At 54.2% G+C, this 17,607-nt stretch carries 22 protein-coding genes; 21 read left to right on the plus strand and 1 reads right to left on the minus strand.

Going from position 1 to position 17,607, the window contains the following annotated elements; translation table 11 throughout:
• Positions 1–19: 19 nt before the first annotated feature.
• Positions 20–859, plus strand: a complete 840-nt coding sequence (locus tag GT003_RS08445; protein ID WP_161696455.1) for a metallophosphoesterase — start codon at positions 20–22, stop codon at positions 857–859.
• Here the strand turns inward: GT003_RS08445 and GT003_RS08450 are convergent.
• The gene (locus tag GT003_RS08450) at positions 825–1,799 is read right to left on the minus strand and encodes a polysaccharide deacetylase family protein (RefSeq protein ID WP_161696457.1); all 975 of its coding nucleotides are present in this window, start codon (positions 1,797–1,799) and stop codon (positions 825–827) included. The two genes, GT003_RS08445 and GT003_RS08450, sit on opposite strands and share 35 nt — an antisense overlap.
• Positions 1,800–1,985: 186 nt before the next feature.
• Here GT003_RS08450 and GT003_RS08455 point away from each other — a divergent pair, with 186 nt between their 5' ends.
• The 20 genes from GT003_RS08455 to GT003_RS08545 all read left to right on the plus strand — a co-directional run bounded on the left by GT003_RS08455 (position 1,986) and on the right by GT003_RS08545 (position 17,593).
• A complete protein-coding gene (locus GT003_RS08455; RefSeq protein ID WP_161696459.1) occupies positions 1,986–2,303 on the plus strand; it encodes a hypothetical protein in 318 nt (105 codons plus the stop codon).
• A 258-nt stretch (positions 2,304–2,561) separates the two neighbouring features.
• On the plus strand, positions 2,562–3,167 hold the full coding sequence (locus tag GT003_RS08460; RefSeq protein WP_161696461.1) for a genetic competence negative regulator: 606 nt from the start codon (positions 2,562–2,564) through the stop codon (positions 3,165–3,167).
• Between the two features lie 153 nt (positions 3,168–3,320).
• The gene (locus GT003_RS08465) at positions 3,321–4,562 is read left to right on the plus strand and encodes a Glu/Leu/Phe/Val family dehydrogenase (protein ID WP_161697272.1); all 1,242 of its coding nucleotides are present in this window, start codon (positions 3,321–3,323) and stop codon (positions 4,560–4,562) included.
• Positions 4,563–4,627: 65 nt separating this feature from the next.
• Entirely contained in the window at positions 4,628–5,326 is a 699-nt protein-coding gene (gene prsW / locus GT003_RS08470) for a glutamic-type intramembrane protease PrsW (RefSeq protein WP_161696463.1), read from the plus strand.
• Positions 5,327–5,435: 109 nt separating this feature from the next.
• On the plus strand, positions 5,436–5,597 hold the full coding sequence (locus tag GT003_RS32115) for a hypothetical protein (RefSeq protein ID WP_170312166.1): 162 nt from the start codon (positions 5,436–5,438) through the stop codon (positions 5,595–5,597).
• Positions 5,598–5,696: 99 nt separating this feature from the next.
• Positions 5,697–7,037 (plus strand): germination protein YpeB, encoded by a 1,341-nt coding sequence (gene ypeB / locus GT003_RS08475; protein WP_161696465.1) that lies wholly within the window; start codon positions 5,697–5,699, stop codon positions 7,035–7,037.
• A gap of 294 nt (positions 7,038–7,331) precedes the next feature.
• Entirely contained in the window at positions 7,332–7,985 is a 654-nt protein-coding gene (locus GT003_RS08480) for a flagellar brake protein (protein WP_161696468.1), read from the plus strand.
• Positions 7,986–8,112: 127 nt separating this feature from the next.
• Positions 8,113–8,286: a hypothetical protein gene (locus tag GT003_RS08485; RefSeq protein ID WP_161696470.1), complete on the plus strand. Its 174-nt coding sequence runs from the start codon at positions 8,113–8,115 to the stop codon at positions 8,284–8,286.
• A gap of 236 nt (positions 8,287–8,522) precedes the next feature.
• A complete protein-coding gene (gene cmk, locus GT003_RS08490) occupies positions 8,523–9,218 on the plus strand; it encodes a (d)CMP kinase (protein ID WP_161697274.1) in 696 nt (231 codons plus the stop codon).
• 3 nt (positions 9,219–9,221) lie between these two features.
• On the plus strand, positions 9,222–9,797 hold the full coding sequence (locus tag GT003_RS08495) for a lysophospholipid acyltransferase family protein (RefSeq protein ID WP_161696472.1): 576 nt from the start codon (positions 9,222–9,224) through the stop codon (positions 9,795–9,797).
• Positions 9,798–9,905: 108 nt separating this feature from the next.
• Positions 9,906–11,165 (plus strand): 30S ribosomal protein S1, encoded by a 1,260-nt coding sequence (rpsA, locus tag GT003_RS08500; protein WP_161696474.1) that lies wholly within the window; start codon positions 9,906–9,908, stop codon positions 11,163–11,165.
• 163 nt (positions 11,166–11,328) lie between these two features.
• Positions 11,329–11,958, plus strand: a complete 630-nt coding sequence (locus tag GT003_RS08505) for a YphA family membrane protein (protein WP_161696476.1) — start codon at positions 11,329–11,331, stop codon at positions 11,956–11,958.
• Positions 11,959–11,960: 2 nt separating this feature from the next.
• On the plus strand, positions 11,961–12,899 hold the full coding sequence (locus tag GT003_RS08510; RefSeq protein WP_161696478.1) for a YIEGIA family protein: 939 nt from the start codon (positions 11,961–11,963) through the stop codon (positions 12,897–12,899).
• On the plus strand, positions 12,892–13,077 hold the full coding sequence (locus GT003_RS08515) for a capping complex subunit for YIEGIA (protein WP_161696480.1): 186 nt from the start codon (positions 12,892–12,894) through the stop codon (positions 13,075–13,077). The genes GT003_RS08510 and GT003_RS08515 overlap by 8 nt, the downstream gene beginning before the upstream one ends.
• 149 nt (positions 13,078–13,226) lie before the next feature.
• A complete protein-coding gene (der, locus tag GT003_RS08520) occupies positions 13,227–14,549 on the plus strand; it encodes a ribosome biogenesis GTPase Der (RefSeq protein WP_161696482.1) in 1,323 nt (440 codons plus the stop codon).
• Positions 14,550–14,710: 161 nt separating this feature from the next.
• A complete protein-coding gene (gene plsY, locus GT003_RS08525; RefSeq protein WP_161696484.1) occupies positions 14,711–15,307 on the plus strand; it encodes a glycerol-3-phosphate 1-O-acyltransferase PlsY in 597 nt (198 codons plus the stop codon).
• A gap of 13 nt (positions 15,308–15,320) precedes the next feature.
• Positions 15,321–16,343 carry an NAD(P)H-dependent glycerol-3-phosphate dehydrogenase gene (locus tag GT003_RS08530; RefSeq protein WP_161696486.1) on the plus strand — a complete coding sequence of 341 codons (1,023 nt, stop codon included), beginning with the start codon at positions 15,321–15,323 and terminating at the stop codon, positions 16,341–16,343.
• Between the two features lie 161 nt (positions 16,344–16,504).
• A complete protein-coding gene (locus GT003_RS08535; protein WP_161696488.1) occupies positions 16,505–16,786 on the plus strand; it encodes a stage VI sporulation protein F in 282 nt (93 codons plus the stop codon).
• Positions 16,787–17,074: 288 nt separating this feature from the next.
• A complete protein-coding gene (locus tag GT003_RS08540; RefSeq protein ID WP_161696490.1) occupies positions 17,075–17,254 on the plus strand; it encodes a DUF2768 family protein in 180 nt (59 codons plus the stop codon).
• A 42-nt stretch (positions 17,255–17,296) separates the two neighbouring features.
• On the plus strand, positions 17,297–17,593 hold the full coding sequence (locus GT003_RS08545; RefSeq protein ID WP_161696492.1) for a 2Fe-2S iron-sulfur cluster-binding protein: 297 nt from the start codon (positions 17,297–17,299) through the stop codon (positions 17,591–17,593).
• The last annotated feature ends 14 nt before the right edge of the window (positions 17,594–17,607 follow it).

Here is a 17,607-nt window from a genome sequence, read left to right on the forward strand (position 1 = left end):
CCGGCGAGGAGGAATTCGAATGCTGTTGGCGGTTATCGTAATCATTGCTGCAGCCGTGGCTGCCGCGATATTGGCTTATATGGTGTGGCTCGCTTACCGGTATCGATTGGATGAACAGGTCGTTGCGTGCGACCGGCTCCCGGATGCGTTCGACGGTACGACGCTGCTGTTCATCAGCGATGTGCACCGCAGGGCGATTCCGCAGGAATTGCTCGAGGCGGTTAAAGCCGCGGGCGGCGCAGACTTGGTCTTGATCGGGGGAGACTTGCGCGAGAAGGGGGTACCGGCTTCCCGCATCCGCGGCAACATCAGGCGGCTTCTGCAAATCGCTCCGATTTATATGGTTCATGGCAATCATGATTATGATGAAGATATTCGAGGGTTCGAAGTGCTCCTGGAGGAGGAGAGGGTCCGCCTGCTGGCGAACGAATCGGTCATTTTGGAGAAGCGGGACGGCAGCAGAATCCGCCTGGCGGGGGTCGACGATCCGCGAACCAACCATGATAAGCCGGAGCTTGCGCTGGCCGATATGGAAGACGGGCGCGGGAAGCTGTTCACCATCCTTCTCGCGCATGATCCTATAATTGCAAAAAGGCTCAACGGCGACGAATACGTCGATCTAATTCTCTCCGGCCATACGCATGGCGGGCAGGTCGCGCTGCCGATAATCGGACCGGCTTGGCGGGGCGAGGACGATTCCGGTTATTGGCGGGGATGGTTCCAATTGGCCGGGAAAGCGACGAAGCCGCAGCTGTTCGTCAGCTCCGGCTTCGGCACCTCGAGACTTCCGATCCGGCTGGGAACGGAAGCGCAGCTCCACCGTATCATTTTGCGGTCGGCGCATTCGAGCCGGAATTGATGTCGATCGCTGCCGGATCAATGAATCCGTAGCCTTTCGCTTCCAGCTTCGTCAGAAGCGAATCCAGCGCCTCTATCGTCCAGGGCAGCTCGTGCATGAGAATGTTGACGCCCGGATGCAGCTGATCCAGCACGTTGGCAATCACTTTATCCGGCTTGTTCTTCGTGCTGCCGTCCCAATCCAGCGACCCGTTGGACCAGGTCATATAGAGCATGCCCCGGCTGCGAACGAAGCTCTTTACCTTGTCGTTGCCCGAACCGAACGGGGGACGGAAGAATACGGGCGATGAGCCGGTTACGCGCTTCACGATCTCCTGGACGTCGCCGACCTGTTTTTTGACGGTTTCTTCCGTTTCCTTCTTCAGATCGATATGGTCCCAGGAGTGATTGCCGATCGTCTGTCCGCGAGCGGCGATTTTCTCGAGCAATTCCGGATGCTGCTTCACGCGATAGCCGTTCACGAAGAAGATCGCTTTCGCTTTATGTTTGTCCAGGATATCGAGCAGTGCGGTGACCGTCTTGTCGGCTTTGGGGCCGTCGTCGAAGGTCAGCAGCACGACCTTGCCGCTCGTGGTTTCTTTATTAATAGGAACGAAGCTGTATACGCTGTTCATGCGGTACAGCTTTTTGTCGTTTTTCTTCGGTGGAGCGGCAGGGACGGGCGTATTCGCAGGCTTGGAACCGACAGTGCCGCTTCCGGCCGAAGCAGGCTTTTCCGGCTTCGCGGCGGCAGGTTGATTAGAGCCGGCCTTCGGAACGGTCTCCTCAACCGAAGCATCGGCTGCCGAGCGGTCGTTATTGCCTTTATTTTCAGTGCCGAGGCTGCTTTCCGGAACGGCATGATCCGGTTTTGTCTCATTTTTGGCGGAAGCGCATCCTGCGATTACCGTCAGTACCAATATAATCGTCGCGGTCGTTCGTAATGTCTTGCCCAGCTGCATGTCCTTCGACCTCCTGATTGCACAGCCATGAGCTGCGAAGTTGGCTTTCATTGTACCTTATTATACCAGTCCTCTTCGCATCCGAACCTTCCACTTCCTAAATTTGTGCTGGAATGACCGTGGCGAGGCGAGGCAAGACTAACTTCGAATCGGAGTGCACCAGCATTTTGGAGGAGGATAATCCCGATGAAATGGTCCGTATTTCTGCTTGGAGGTCTGGCCGGCGCCGCTGCCGCGTCGTATATGGCTAAGAAAAGACCGGGAATGTTTGCATGGGCGACGAGCGCTGCAGGGCAGGCGATGACGAGCGCGTCGAGAAAAGCGATGGGCGCGGTGGTCAGCCGAAAGTTCGGCGGCGAGATGATGTCATCGTCCCCAAAGCATTCAAACGCGCAGGCCAAAGATTCCTCGAACTCATGGGGACAAATTGAGCTGATGCTCAACAGCGATCCTGGCTTGAAGCGGCAGGTCGACGAGATCAAGGCGGAAGCGAAGACGCATTAATGATCTGCGAAAAAAACGAATCGTTTCCTTTCCAGCTGCGTATATACAGTAGCGGGAAGGCGGCGATTCTTTTTTTTGCGCAGTAGTGCATTCCTTTCCCAGACATGCTAACATAGCAATAAGAACAAATTATTCACCAAAACACAGCTTCTACATACGCTGTGTATAACAGATGCAACCCGCGTTCAGCGCGCTTTCGAAGACGGTTTTTGCTCCGCAACCACGAAGCAGATGCTATTCGAAAAGGAGGATCCATTCATGAAAATCGAACGGCTCAATCAAGACAAAATCCGAATCTTCCTGACGTTCGACGACTTGCTGGAGCGTGGGATCCAGAAGGAAGACATGTGGCGCGAAATTCCGAAAGTGCATGAGCTTTTCAGCGAGATGATGGATCAAGCCTACAGCGAGCTCGGCTTTGACGCAAGCGGCCCGCTGGCCGTCGAAGTGTTTGCGCTTCCTGCACAAGGCATGGTCGTTATCGTTACGCGCGGCAAGGTGGGCGGAAAATCGGACGACCACTTGCAAGAAGAAGAGAATGACGAAGACGTCTATGAGATGGAAGTTACGCTGGAACAAAGCGACATCGTGCTTTATTCGTTCCGGGACATCGAGGATGTCATCTCCGTCTGCAAACAGCTTAAAGCAGTGGATTTGATTGAAGATGGACGTCTCTATGCCTACAATGGCAAATATATGCTCGCCTTCGAGCCGGTCGGCTTCGAGCTTCCCCGTTATCATGCCATGATTGCTTTGCTGGCTGAATACGGCGAAGCGGCATCCGTAACGACCGCAGTGCTTGAAGAATACGGCAAAGTGATTGTGCCCGCCAAAGCGGTGCTTGAAATTTGCACTCATTTTTGATCGGCGTTTTCCCGTGAAAGCATCGGCAGCGGATTTTCCGCCTCGCTGGTGCTTTTTTGTTCTCTTTCGAATAACGTTGTTTCCAAAGTCGCATAGTTGGCGTAATGACCGTTCATACTGAAGGAAAAGGTGGTGAACATTCCTTTGACTGGAATGGATAACAACAACGTGCTTACCTCGACGCAGATCGTCATCGAAGAAGCGCTTCGGAAGCTGGGCTACGGCGACGATATGATCGAACTGCTGAAAGAACCGATGCGATTGCTGACGGTGCGCATCCCGGTGCGCATGGATGACGGCAAGACCCGCGTATTCATCGGATACCGCGCGCAGCATAACGATGCCGTCGGACCGACGAAGGGCGGCGTACGTTTCCATCCGGACGTCAACGAGATCGAAGTGAAGGCGCTGTCGATCTGGATGAGTCTTAAATGCGGCATTGCGAATCTGCCCTATGGCGGCGGTAAAGGCGGCATCATATGCGATCCCCGGAAAATGTCCTTCCGCGAGCTGGAGAGGCTGAGCCGCGGCTATGTCAGAGCGATCAGCCAAATCGTCGGACCGACGAAGGATATTCCTGCGCCTGACGTAATGACGAACGCGCAGATCATGGCCTGGATGATGGATGAATACAGCCGGATCCGCGAATTCGATTCCCCCGGTTTTATTACGGGCAAACCGCTCGTGCTGGGCGGCTCGTTAGGCCGGGAAAGCGCGACAGCCAAAGGCGTCGCCATCATGATCGACGAAGCCATGTCGAAGAAAGGCATTGCCGTCGCGGGCTCCCGCGTCGTCATCCAAGGCTTCGGGAACGCTGGCAGCTTCCTCGCCAAATTCATGCATGATGCGGGTGCCAAAGTAATCGCTATTTCCGATGTGAACGGAGCGTTGTATAATGAACAAGGATTGGACATCGAAGATTTAATGGACCGGCGTGATTCGTTCGGTACGGTGACCAATTTGTTCAAGGATACGATATCCAATGAAGAACTTCTGGCATTGGAATGCGACGTGCTTGTGCCGGCCGCGATCGAGAACCAAATAACGGCAAGCAATGCGGACTCGATTCGTGCTAAAATCATTGTAGAGGCCGCCAATGGCCCGACTACGCTTGAAGCGACCCGCATGGTTACGGACAAGGGGATTTTGCTTATTCCCGATGTGCTCGCAAGTGCCGGCGGCGTCATCGTTTCGTATTTCGAATGGGTGCAGAACAATCAAGGCTATTATTGGACGGAAGCGGAAGTGGACGACAAGCTGCGGGAAATGATGGTCCGCGGATTCAATAATGTCTACGAACTTCATACGCTCAAAAAAGTTGATATGCGGCTGGCTGCTTATATGGTCGGCGTGCGTAAAATGGCGGAAGCGGTCCGCCTGCGGGGATGGGTATAAGGAAACGGCGTTAGCGTTTCCCCGCGGACGCGAACGCTTCCCTTCTGGATGGTGACAATCATACGATGCTGCTTTTCTCTATTATTACGGCCGCCGTCGCACCCGGCGTGGCGCTGCTCACTTATTTCTATTTAAAGGACCGTTATGAGGCTGAACCGATCCATATGGTGCTGCGGGTATTTCTGATGGGCGTACTGATCGTCCTTCCCATTATGGTCATTCAGCGGGGGCTTGAGCTTTGGCTCGGCAACGGGCCTGTCGTTTTCTCGTTCGCGGTGTCCGCGGGAGCCGAAGAGCTCGTCAAATGGTTTGTGATCTACCATATCATTTACAAGCATAAGGAATTCAACGAACCTTACGACGGCATCGTCTACGCGGCCGCCATTTCCCTTGGCTTCGCGACCGTCGAGAACGTCCTGTACGCCGTGTATCAGCCGATGACGGTCGGTTCTCTGCTGATCCGGGCGCTGCTGCCGGTATCCGGTCATGCGCTGTTCGGCGTCACGATGGGGTATTACCTTGGCAAGGCCAAATTCGCCTCGGCGCAGAAGGCGAAGCGCCGCTTCCTGATCCTCGCTGCAGCGGTACCGCTGCTGGAGCATGGCTTATATGACTACATCATGGGTTCCGGCTCGACGTATTGGGCGTGGTTCATCGTGCCGCTCATGGTCTACTTGTGGTTCAAGGGAGTCCGAAGAATCAACCGCGCGAACGCGCGCTCGCCTTTCAGGCTCATCGGCCGGGAAGAAGAGATTAAGCTGTGACATTTCCGTCCATAATAGTGAGAAAATGCCTTTATGCATGGCCGATATCGGTTCGCGGTACTTGAAGTGCCGCCGCCGGTCTCGCTCACAACTTATTTAGGAGGAAACGATGGAAACAGCAGCTCGCATCAAAGTCGCGATCCGCTGCAATCACTGCGGAGAGAAGTTCGTGCTGCGCGGACGCAGGGACAAAGACAGGATCGACACGGGATTCAAGCAATGCCTATGCAACAACATCCAGGATTTCGATATTGAAGAATTAGCGCTCTAAACCGCTGGTGCGGGGCAGGAAATCTTCCCAAAAATGCATAAAGCTCCTTTCGGCAAACCAAACTAACGTCAGGGTTTGCATACGAAAGGAGCTTTTGCTATGTATCGTCGCTTAAGCGCTGTGCTGTTTCCGGTCATGACGCTGTTTTTTATCGGTTCCATCTACTGGGGTTATCAGGAGCATCAGGAGAAAAATTCGATTTTGATCAAGGCCGAGAATCAGTATCAGCGCGCCTTTCACGATTTGTCGTACCACGTGGACCAGCTTCACCACCAGCTCGGCAATACGCTTGCCGTCAACAGCGCGTCTCAAGGTTTTCAACGCAAAGGTCTCGTCAATTCCTGGCGGCTGACGAGCGAGGCGCAGAGCGAGATCAATCAGCTGCCGCTGACGCTTCTTCCGTTCAGCAAGACGGAAGAGTTTCTGTCCAAGATCGCCAATTTCTCGTACAAGACGTCCGTCCGGGATTTAACCAAGCAGCCGCTTAGTCCGGATGAGTTCAAGACGCTCAAGACGCTTTATGCGGATTCGGCCGAGATCTCCAAATCGCTTTACGGCGTGCAGGATAAGGTTATCGCGAACAATCTGCGCTGGATGGACGTCGAAGTTGCGTTGGCGACGGAGAAGTCGACGCTCGACAATACGATCATTGACGGTTTCAAGACGGTAGACAAGAAAGTCAGCGAATACCCCGAGATCAATTGGGGACCCTCGGTGGCCAGCATGTATCAGAAGCGAACCGTCAAAATGCTGGGCGGTCATATGAGCACGCCCGAGGAAGTCCGGCGCCTTGCCGCCAAGTTCCTCAAGCTCGATGAAGCGAAGGCCAAAGACATTCGCGTCGTGGAGAATGGCAAAGGAACCGAATATTCCTCCTTCTCCGCAACGTATCGAGCGAATAAAGCGGACAATCCCATCGAAATGGACTTCACGCAGAAAGGCGCGCAGCTGATCTGGTTCGAGAACCCGCGCGATATCGGAAAAGCGGCCCTCAGCATCGAAGAGTCGAAGCGTAAAGCAGCTGATTTCTTGGCCCGCCACGGTTATCCCGATATGAAGGCCGTCTCCTACGATGACGGGAATCAAACGGCGGCCTTTACCTTTGTCATGAGCCAGGATGGCGTGCTTATTTATCCGGCGAAGCTGACGGTGAAGATCGCTCGGGATAACGGGGAGGCGGTAGCGATTCAAGCCGCAGATTACGTGTACGAGCACCGCAAACGGAAGCTGCCGAAGCCGAGGCTGATGAGCGCGGAAGCGCGAGCGGCGCTGAATCCGGACTTTAAAGTGAACCGGGAGCAGCTGGCGCTGATCGACAACGATGCGGATCAGGAAGTGCTCTGTTACGAGTTTGTCGGCAGCATTAACGGATCGGGCTATAAAATTTATGTTAACGCGGACAGCGGCATCGAGGAATCCATCGAGCAGCTGCCGGATTGAACGAGCGAGGCGAAAGCACCAAGTGTGCTTGTCGCCTCTTTTTTTGGTCGAATGCGGCGTACTCTCCCGAGTTCGCAAACCAATCTTCTTATGGAAGAATGCTGTGGACCCTGCCGGGTCCCCAAACCAATCTTCCTTCCCTGGACGAATGCTGCGTACTCTCCCGAGTTCGCAAACCAATCTTCTTATGGAAGAATGCTGTGGACCCTGCCGGGTCCCCAAACCAATCTTCCTTCCCTCCTCCAAATTTCGACACGCTGTGCTATAATCAAAAAAATGGGGGAGGGAAGCCAATTGCTGCCATTCATTAATCAAATTTTATACCTGCAAGTTGCTTCGTCCGACGAAGAAGAGGCTGCCTTGGAATTTAAAGCGAGAATCGCGGACAGTACCGACGATGAGCTGTTGATCGAGGTCCCGATCCTCGAAGGAACAGGACGGTTGAAACGGCTCTTCCTCGGCGACGAACTCTCCGCGTATTTTTTGACGCAAGAAGGCGTGAAGAGCTATTTCAATACGCATGTGCTCGGATTTAAAGATGATATCGTGAGATTGGTCCGCATCCGCAAGCCGGAGCCGGAATCCATTACGAAGATTCAGCGGCGGCATTTCCTGCGCGTCTCCGCCGAGCTGGAAATCGCGATTCAATTATCCGGCAACATTCGGTTTATCGGCGTGACCGATGACGTGGGCGGCGGCGGCATTTCCTTCATGACGGATGCCAAATGGCCGATCGCGCAGGGGACGCTGCTTGATTGCTGGCTGCTCGTTCCTTACCGGAACGGCTCCGTCGACCATGCCCAGTTCAAAGCGGAGGTCGTTAGAGTAAGCACGCTCGATAACGGCAAGCATCAGGTGATGGCTAAATTCGCCAAGATCTTGGACAGCGAGCGGCAGCGGATCATCCGATTCTGTTTCGAACGGCAGCTGGATTACCGCAAACGTTAATTCCCGCCTCTTGAATGAATAAGGATTCCTTTCGTGGAAAAACTAGCCTTATTCAAGGCTCGATCTCCAATCCTCGCCAGCATGCGGCGCAAAGCCGGGACGAGCCTGCAGGGAGGCATAGTTCGCGTTGCAAAAGTCGCAGAGATCCTACATCGAGGCAGCCGATCAGGTGACGAAGGTTCTGAAATGGATCGTCATCGGGCTGCTCATCGCGATCGCAGCAAGTCAGCTTGCGCTTCAAATTCCACAAGTCCGGATGTGGGTGACGGGCGTGGACAGGTTAGAAGGAACCCCTTTCTGAATCGAGGGAAGTCTATTCGCTTCTCTTCCGTTGTTCCGTAAACGAGGGTCAAGCCTGTTCCGCCGCCTTCGCGAGAGGGTGTCAGCCGCTTCTTCCGCGCGTCTGCATTCTTTGCACTTCCTAGTCTACTGTGGTATAATTTTTACTATCGCAGGCAAAGCCTGCTTTTTTAATGACGATTAGAGCAAGGTGGCAGCCGCTGCCCGAATTTCAAGGAGGTCAAACACCGCTTGGGCATGAATGGGGGAAGCATCAGCGGCCGTATTAATGTGGCAATCGACGGACCGGCAGGTGCCGGCAAGAGTACCGTCGCCCGCAAAGTCGCTGAACAACTTGGTTACATCTACATTGATACGGGTGCAATGTACAGAGCCGTTGCTTATGCTGCAATCGGTGCGGGCATCACCCCTGACGATTCGGACAGGCTGGGCAAGCTCGTTCAAACGTTAAAGATCGTGCTGGCACCCGGCGGTGAAGGACAGACGGTTTGGCTGAATGGTGAGAATATCACGGCGGCCATCCGAACTCGCGAAGTGACACTGATCGTATCGCAAATCGCTTCCCACGAGCCCGTCAGGCTCAAGCTGGTCGAGCTGCAACGGGGACTGGCCGACGCCAAGGGCATCGTCATGGACGGACGCGATATCGGCACGCATGTGCTGCCAAGCGCGGAGGTAAAGGTTTTTCTGATGGCCAGCGTGAAGGTGCGCGCGCTAAGACGTTTCCAGGAGCTGAGCGGGAACGCGCAAGTGCCCCTGCAGCAGCTGGAACGAGAGATCGCTGAGCGCGACCGAAGCGACGAGCGCAGGGAAATTTCGCCTTTGATTTGTGCGAAGGACGCGGAAGTAATCGACAGCACGGAGCTCTCGATTGACCAAGTCGTTGCACTTATTCTAGACTTATGCCGAACCAAAACGGTGGAGGCGAAGTAAACTATGCTATACGGCATTTGCCGCAGTCTGCTGCGCATCATTTACGCCTTCCTATTCCGCTTTGAAGCGAGCGGCTTGGAGAACATTCCGTCTTCAGGTCCTGTCGTACTCTGTTCCAATCATCTCAGCCTGCTTGATCCGACGACCGTCGGCACTAAAGTGGACCGCAAGGTTCATTACATGGCCAAAGCGGAGTTGTTCAACGTCCCGCTGTTCGGCCCGTTCATCCGTTCGCTCGGCGCATTCCCGGTCAAACGCGGAGGCGTCAGCAAAGAGGCCATTCGCACGGCAATCAACCTGCTGAAAGAAGGCAAGGTGATGGGAATCTTCCCGGAAGGTTCCAGATCAGCCGGTGACAGCGCTGGCAAGAAGGGTGCAGCGATGATCGCGCTGAGAAGCGGCGCTACGGTAATTCCGGTCGCGATTATCGGAAAGTACAAAATCTTCAGCAAGATGCGCATCAAGTATGGCAAGCCCATTGATTTATCGGACTTCATTCAAGATTCTTCATCCGATGTGCTGGAGAGAGTGACGGAAACCATCATGGCCAATATTCGCAGGATGGTGAAGGAAGGGTAATCATTTACACGTTATTCATGTTTTAAACGGTGGGCCCGCCCCCGGTGATTCAACAGGCGGCTTCACGTTTAAATAAAGTTGGGGTATGAATTGAGGAGGTTATTTCAAATGTCAGAAGAAACAAAAGTTCAAGAATCCGCAGCGGCGGAAGTAATCAGCCAGGATGCTTTGGATAATTTCGTGTCCTTGAAAAAAGGGGACATCGTGAATGGTACGATCGTCAAAATCGAAGATAACCAAGCGACTGTTAGCCTTGGATATAAATATGACGGCGTTATTCCACTTCGTGAACTTTCCTCGGTTCAACTCGAGAACGCGGCTGAAGCCGTGCAAGTGGGTCAAGAAGTGCAATTGAAAGTCGTCAGCATCGATGACGAGAAAGCAAAACTCGTTCTTTCGAAAAAAGCGATCGACAACGAGAAAGCATGGGATGTCCTACAAAGCCAATTCGAAGCCGGCGAAGTTCTGGAAGTTACGGTAGCCGACGTCGTTAAAGGCGGTTTGGTTGCTGACATCGGCGTGCGCGGATTCATCCCCGCCTCCATGGTCGAGCGTCATTTCGTAGAAGATTTCAGCGATTACAAGGGCCGCAAGATCCGCGTAAAAGTGAAAGAAATCGACCGCGAAAACAATAAAGTCATCTTGTCCGCGAAAGAAGTGCTGGATCAAGAGTTTGAACAAAACAAACAATCGATCATCGGCAACCTGCAAATCGGCCAAGAAATCGACGGTACGGTTCAACGCTTGACGCCATTCGGCGCGTTCGTGGATATCGGCGGCATCGATGGTCTTGTTCACGTGTCCGAATTGTCCTGGCAGCATGTTGCGCATCCGAAGGATGTCGTAGCTGAAGGCCAAGCGGTTCGGGTGAAAGTATTGAAAGTCGATCCGGCTGCCGGCAAAATCAGCCTCAGCATCAAAGCGGCTCAACCAGGTCCTTGGGAAAGCGCGACAGGCAGCTTCAACGTGGGCGACATCGTAACGGGTACGGTTCGCCGTATCGTTAGCTTCGGCGTATTCGTTGAAATCGCTCCGGGCGTAGAAGGTCTTGTTCATATCTCGCAGCTGGCTCACCGCCACGTTGCGACGCCTAACGAAGTCGTTCAAGAAGGCCAAGAAGTACAAGCGAAAATTCTTGACTTCAACCCGGCCGAGAAACGCGTTAGCCTGAGCATCAAAGAAACGGAAGAAGCTCCGGAGCAACCGGCTCGTCCTGAAAGAGAACGCAGCGAACGCGGCGAGCGCGGAGATCGTGGATCCCGCGGTCCTAAAGTCGAGCTGAACAATCCGAACGTAAGCCTCAGCAACGAGAGCATGAGCTTCACGCTGGCTGAGCGCTTCGGCGACAAGCTGAGCAAATTGAAATAATCGATTCCCACAAGGAATCATAGAAATAGTAAAGCCGTTTATGTCGCGGGTCTCCGCGAATAAACGGCTTTTTTATGTGTTCAAAACGCAAGACGAAGCGGATGGCGGGGATAAGGGGAATGGGCTAAGGCGCATAATAAGGGCAATATAGGGGGGAGAAGACATGAATGATGGTTTCATAGCGCTGTGGCTGATGACGATGGCGGCGATTCTTTATTTTACGGGATGGGAACAGGCCGTCGCGGACAGATTGCCGATTCGCGTCATCGGTACGTTTCTCGCCGTTGCCTGCGCGCTTCAATTCATCCGGTTATCTCTCATGGATGATATCGCGGCGACCGGGAGCGCGGTGTTCATCCTCGGAACGGCCATCGTGCTATTGTTTTCCATTCGTCAGCCGGGCAGCATGCTCTTCGTATTGTTTTCCGCACTGCTGACCGGATTTATGTGGACATGGATGAGCTACATTTATGCGATGGATCCCGTATTCGTCATCATTCATCCGCGCTGGGACGGGCCCGTACTCGCGGGACTATTTGCAGGTCTCCTCGCCGATCGCTTCAGATCGCATATGACGATTGTTGTCCTTAGCGGATTCATCGCGCTGAGCAGTCGGTATTTGGGACCGGCCGCCCCCTCTTCGCCGCTGTTGATCGGCACGCTGGCATGGTGGGATGGAATTGCGATTGCGCTGACGGCTGCGAGAATAATGAGCAGCTTCAAGATATGGGTCAAAGAACGGACACTCGGATTTGTCGAAAGACGTTCGGGCGAAGAGGGAGGAAGGTCGTAGTTATGTGGGATCATCTATGGGCGCACTTGAAGGCAGGCGAGCCTCATCATGTACTATACGGGATTATGCTCGGCGTGGCATTTGGACTAGGTTCCCGATTAATGATGCTTCGAACCGACTACCGCCAATATCCTACCTACCCGCATGGGCGCATCATTCACATCTCGCTTGGCGTCATCGCAGCCGCGCTGGGGGCCGTGGCGATCCCCGCATTATATAAGAAAGACTTCACGGCCATCACGTTTCTTACGCTTGCCGCGCAGCAATTCCGAGATGTGCGGAACATGGAGCGCCAGACGTTATCCAAAATCGACAGCATGGAGCTTGTGTCTCGAGGATCGACGTATATTGAAGGGATCGCGATGGTATTCGAAGGCCGTAATTATCTAGTCATCTTAACGTCGCTGCTGACAAGCTTGGCCTCTTTGGCGCTCGGCCTGCCGTTTGGCCTTATCATGGGCGTGTTAGCGTTGGTGCTCGTCAATTCGCTCAAGTCCGGCAAGTCGATATCGCATATCGCGAAAGCCGAGATTGCCGAAGTCGTGCAAGACGGCCCCGATATCTATGTCGGCGATATTTATATCATGAACATCGGCTTATCGTCGAACCAACAGATCATCGCCGAGCGGGGACTCGGGATTATCCTGTCGCCGTTCAACCCGAACGGGAAAGCGACGCTCAGCAATTTGGGTCAGCGGCAGGCGATTCTCTTCGATCTGTCTACGATACTCGGCGTTTATCGCGATGATGGCGAACCGGCGCTCGTTCCGATGGCCAAGCTGGATATGAAGGATGGCAGGCTGGCTATTTTTCTGATCCCGCAGGAACAAGATGCTGCGAAGGCGAGGGCCGTCGTCTTGAAGGTCCCGATTCTTGAATCCGCCGTTAGAATGCCGACCGAAGCTAGCGTCAATAAGGGAGAGGGGAAACAGCATGGCTAAAATCGTGGCGATCGTAACGAATGCGCATGAGCGCGTGGGCGGCGGAGCCCCGATATTCGTCGAACCCGACACGGAGAAACGCGAATCGACAGCATTCCTCCTCGAAAAAATATTGGATGCGATTGCGCACGACATGAAAAACGGAAGCTTCATTCTCGTCGACCACCGCCAAGAATGAAAAGTTAGCCAATCCCGCTGTTTTTTGCTATGATGGTAGGCGTGAGTGTGGAGCAAGCCCCTTCATGGTTCGTCTAAGCATGTCAGGGATCTATCAAGTCCCGCTTATTAAAACGGCGCAAAGCCGTTTCTATATTGAGGAGTGAAACTATGTCTAAACCCATTATCGCCATCGTTGGGCGGCCAAACGTGGGTAAGTCTACGATCTTTAACCGCGTCATCGGCGACCGGTTGGCAATCGTAGAAGACAAGCCAGGCGTTACGCGGGACCGACTGTACGGTACCGGGGAATGGAACGGCCGGGCTTTCAGTATCGTGGATACTGGTGGCATCGAAATCGACGGCGAGGACGAGATCATGAAATCCGTCCGGATGCAGGCTGAATTGGCCGTCGAAGAAGCCGATGTCATTATTTTCATGGTCGACGCCAAGGCCGGACTAACCCACGCGGATGACGAAGTTGCCCAAATGCTGCTTCGTTCGCGCAAACCGATCGTCGTCGCGGTCAACAAGGTCGACAACCTGAACCGCAGGGACGATATTTACGAGTTTTACAATCTCGGCTTCGGCGATCCAATCGCCATTTCCGGCGCTCACGGCATGGGAGTCGGCGATTTGCTGGATGCAGCCGTCGAGAAGCTGCCCGAGATCGAGGAAGAGCAGTACGACGACGACGTGATCCGCGTTGCGCTCATCGGCCGTCCGAACGTAGGGAAGTCCTCGCTCGTGAATGCGCTGCTCGGCGAAGAACGCGTCATCGTCAGCAACGTAGCCGGTACGACGCGGGACGCGATCGATACGCCGTTCGAACGGGACGGACAAAAGTACGTGCTGATCGATACGGCCGGTATGCGAAAACGCGGCAAGGTGTACGAAACGACGGAGAAATACAGCGTCATGCGTGCGCTGAAGGCGATCGAACGCGCCGACGTCGTGCTCGTGCTCATTAATGGCGAGGAAGGCATCATCGAGCAGGACAAGCACATTGCCGGTTACGCGCATGAAGCGGGCAAAGCGGCGATCTTCGTCGTTAACAAGTGGGACGTCGTCGAGAAAGACGACAAGACGATGCATCAGTTCGAACAGAAAATCAGAGATCATTTCCTGTTCATGACGTATGCACCGGTCATATTCCTCTCGGCATTGACCAAATCGCGTCTTCATAAGCTTCTGCCGGTCGTCGTTAATGTGTCGGAACAGCACGCGATGCGCATTCCGACTCATCTGCTGAACGACGTGGTCTCGGATGCGATTGCGATTAACCCTCCGCCGTCCGACAAAGGCAAACGGCTGCGCATTAACTATGCAACTCAGGTAGCGGTAAAACCGCCAACGATCGTGTTGTTCGCGAACGATCCCGACATGATGCATTTCTCGTATGAACGCTACCTGGAGAACAAAATCCGCGCCGCGTTCCAATTCGAAGGGACGCCGGTTCGTATCTTTACCCGTAAAAAATCAGACGAAGACTAAGCCCAGTCGCGCATTCAGCGCACGGAGCAAAGTCTTCGGAAGCGAAGCTGGTGCCCTTGCTTAGAGGGCACCAGTTTCCCTGTCAACACAAGCGGACTGGTCCGACTCCTAGCTGCGGCGGCTGTCCGGGATATGACTTATTCGAAAGAGGCGAGCGAAACGTGGTCACCGTGCTTACAGTTCTCATCAGTTATTTATTAGGTTCGATTTCATTCAGCATTTTGATTGCCAAATGGGTCAAGGGGATCGACATTCGTAATTTCGGAAGCGGCAACGCCGGAGCGACGAATACGATGCGCGTGCTTGGCAAAGGACCCGGCATCACGGTATTTTTACTGGATATCGCTAAGGGGATCGTTGCGGTCATCTTGGGCATTTATGCAGCCGGCGGCGACTGGGGACCGGTGTTATGCGGTTTAGCGGCGATTGCCGGACATAACTGGCCGGTATGGTTTGGCTTCAAAGGCGGTAAAGGCATCGCGACCACCGTCGGCGTCATGGCTTCATTGGCCATCGTTCCGACGCTGATCGCAGGCGTGATAGCCATCATATCGATTGCCGTTACGCGTTTCGTCTCGCTCGGCTCTTTGATCTTCGCGCTGCTGGTGCCGATTTTCATTTGGAATTTCGGAGATAAGCCGCCTTCTTACGTATGGGCGGCACTTGTCATCTGCCTGCTGGCATTCATTCGCCATCGGACGAATATCGTGAAACTGGTACAAGGGAAAGAGAATAAACTTGGCGCCAGAAAAGGGTAAGGAGGCACGTTACATGAACAAACGTAAAGCGGCCGTGCTCGTGGCCGGCAGCTGGGGAACCGCGCTGGCTGCCGTGCTCGCCGATAACGGCTTCGATGTTGCTCTGTGGTCACGAAACGAAGCGCAGGTCGAGGAAATCAATAGGCTTCGCACGAATAGCCGGTATTTGAATGAAGCGGTTCTGCCCGAACGAATTGTCGCGACGACGGATATGGAACAAGCCGTTCGCGGAGCTGAATTGCTGTTGTTCGTGGCGCCTTCCGCCGCTATGCGCGACGTGGCCAAGCAAGCTGCTCCTTACCTGCATGAAGAAGCGATCGTCGTGCATGCAACGAAAGGCTTTGAATCGGGCACGTTCAAACGAATGACGACCGTGCTTGCCGAAGAACTGGTCATCGGAGCGGAGCGGCTTGTCGTCTTGTCCGGACCGAGCCATGCCGAAGAGGTCGTTCGTAAGCTGCCCACGACCGTCGTCGTCGCTTCGTCCAGCATGGAGTCCGCTGAACGGGCGCAGGACGCGTTCATTACGAATTATTTTCGGGTATATACCAATAAAGACGTCGTGGGCGTCGAGGTGGCCGGTGCGATCAAGAACATTATCGCGCTTGGAGCAGGCCTGACAGACGGGCTTGGCTTCGGCGACAACGCCAAAGCGGCGCTGCTGACGCGAGGGCTTGCGGAGATCAGCCGGCTGGGCAACGCCATGGGCGCCAATCCGTTGACGTTTGCGGGCCTTGCCGGGGTCGGAGACCTCGTCGTGACGTGCACCAGTAAGCACAGCCGCAACTGGCGTGCGGGCGCCATGCTGGCCGAAGGACTTTCTCTGGATGCGGTGCTGGACCGGATGGGGATGGTCGTCGAAGGCGTGCGGACGACGAGCGCCGCGCGCGAGCTTTCCCGGCAGTTCGACGTCGAGATGCCGATCACGGAGCAGCTGTATCAAGTGCTGTTCCAGCAGAAATCGCCTCGGAGCGCGGTAGAATCGCTCATGGGCAGAGGCCGTACGCACGAAACGGAAGAAATCGCCGACATTTAGGCTGGTCGAACCCCTGCGAGTTCTCTTTCGCATGGATTGTACGGCTCGCCTCGTGCATCCTGGCCCGCACCAACATTGGCCCTCTTTCATAAACTGCTAGCAGCCCCTTTAAAGGTGGCTGTAGTACATGTGACGCCGTCAAAGGGCGGAGGAGGGAAACGATGAGCGGCAATAAGGATTTATCCAAGGACGTTCTGAACGCCGTCAACAAAAAAACCGGCAAGCCGGTATCCGAGACTGCGGTTAAAAAGCTTGCAAGCGGCGTGAATCAAAATACGATGCAGGACGAAGATGAGCTTCGCAAGCTGATTCAATCCGTCTCCGCAATGGCGAAGGTGCCCGTTACGGAGAAAACGATCAACGATATCGTTGGCGCCGTCAAAAAAAGCGGCATGAATATGAACAACATGGAAATGCTGCTGAAGATGATGCTTAAGAAGTAACGGGAACGACTTCCGCCTAAGGCGACCGGCATTGCTGATGCAATGTCAGATCGCGTTATCCGGGAGTCTTTTTCTAAATATAAGGAAGCATAGGTCGGTGTCTCGCGTCTTGATCGCCGACTGCTTCCTTGTATGTTGCCCGCGGCGGAAATGGACGAACGCTGGCTTGGCCGCGTGCTTCCTTCACAGCCTCTTGCAGGCCGATAGATACGGTGCAAAAGTAGCCCAATAATCGACACTAGTGTATAATAAAACGAATATCGGATGTACAAGGTGGTAGAAGTCGGCATGGATCCAATGATGAAGATGTGGGTGTCCTTCGTGGGCATCGGCTTGATGGCGCTGGCGGCCGTTTTGATCTCGCTGGCACGATTCAAGACCAAAGGTTTTTTGCGGCTCGCGTTGTCATTGACCGCGTTCGTGTTTCTTGTAATCGGCGGATTTCTCGGACTCATCTCCATCATGTAAAGGTACCCTGCGAACATTGAATGGAGAAAGGACGAGAGACCGATGCTGGAACTGAAAAGCCGCACGAAAAGCATAACGGTTGAAGCGGAAGCGGGCTTGTCCCTGCTGGATGCGGCGATCAAGCATAACTTGGACTGGGCATTCTCTTGCACGCGAGGAACATGCGCGAGATGCCGCTGTCTGATTGAAGAAGGCGCGGAGTTTTTGGAGGAAGTCACGGACGAGGAATGGGACCGGATGGAACCCGAGGAATTCGATGAAGGCTACCGATTGGCCTGCCAAGCCATCATGAAGCCCGGCGCAGGCAGCATAAAAGCTGCCAACCGGCCTTATTTCTGATGAAGGGGCATGCA

Source organism: Paenibacillus sacheonensis, from assembly GCF_009909195.1.
In the GTDB taxonomy this organism is placed as follows: Bacteria; Bacillota; Bacilli; order Paenibacillales; family Paenibacillaceae; genus Paenibacillus_Z; species Paenibacillus_Z sacheonensis.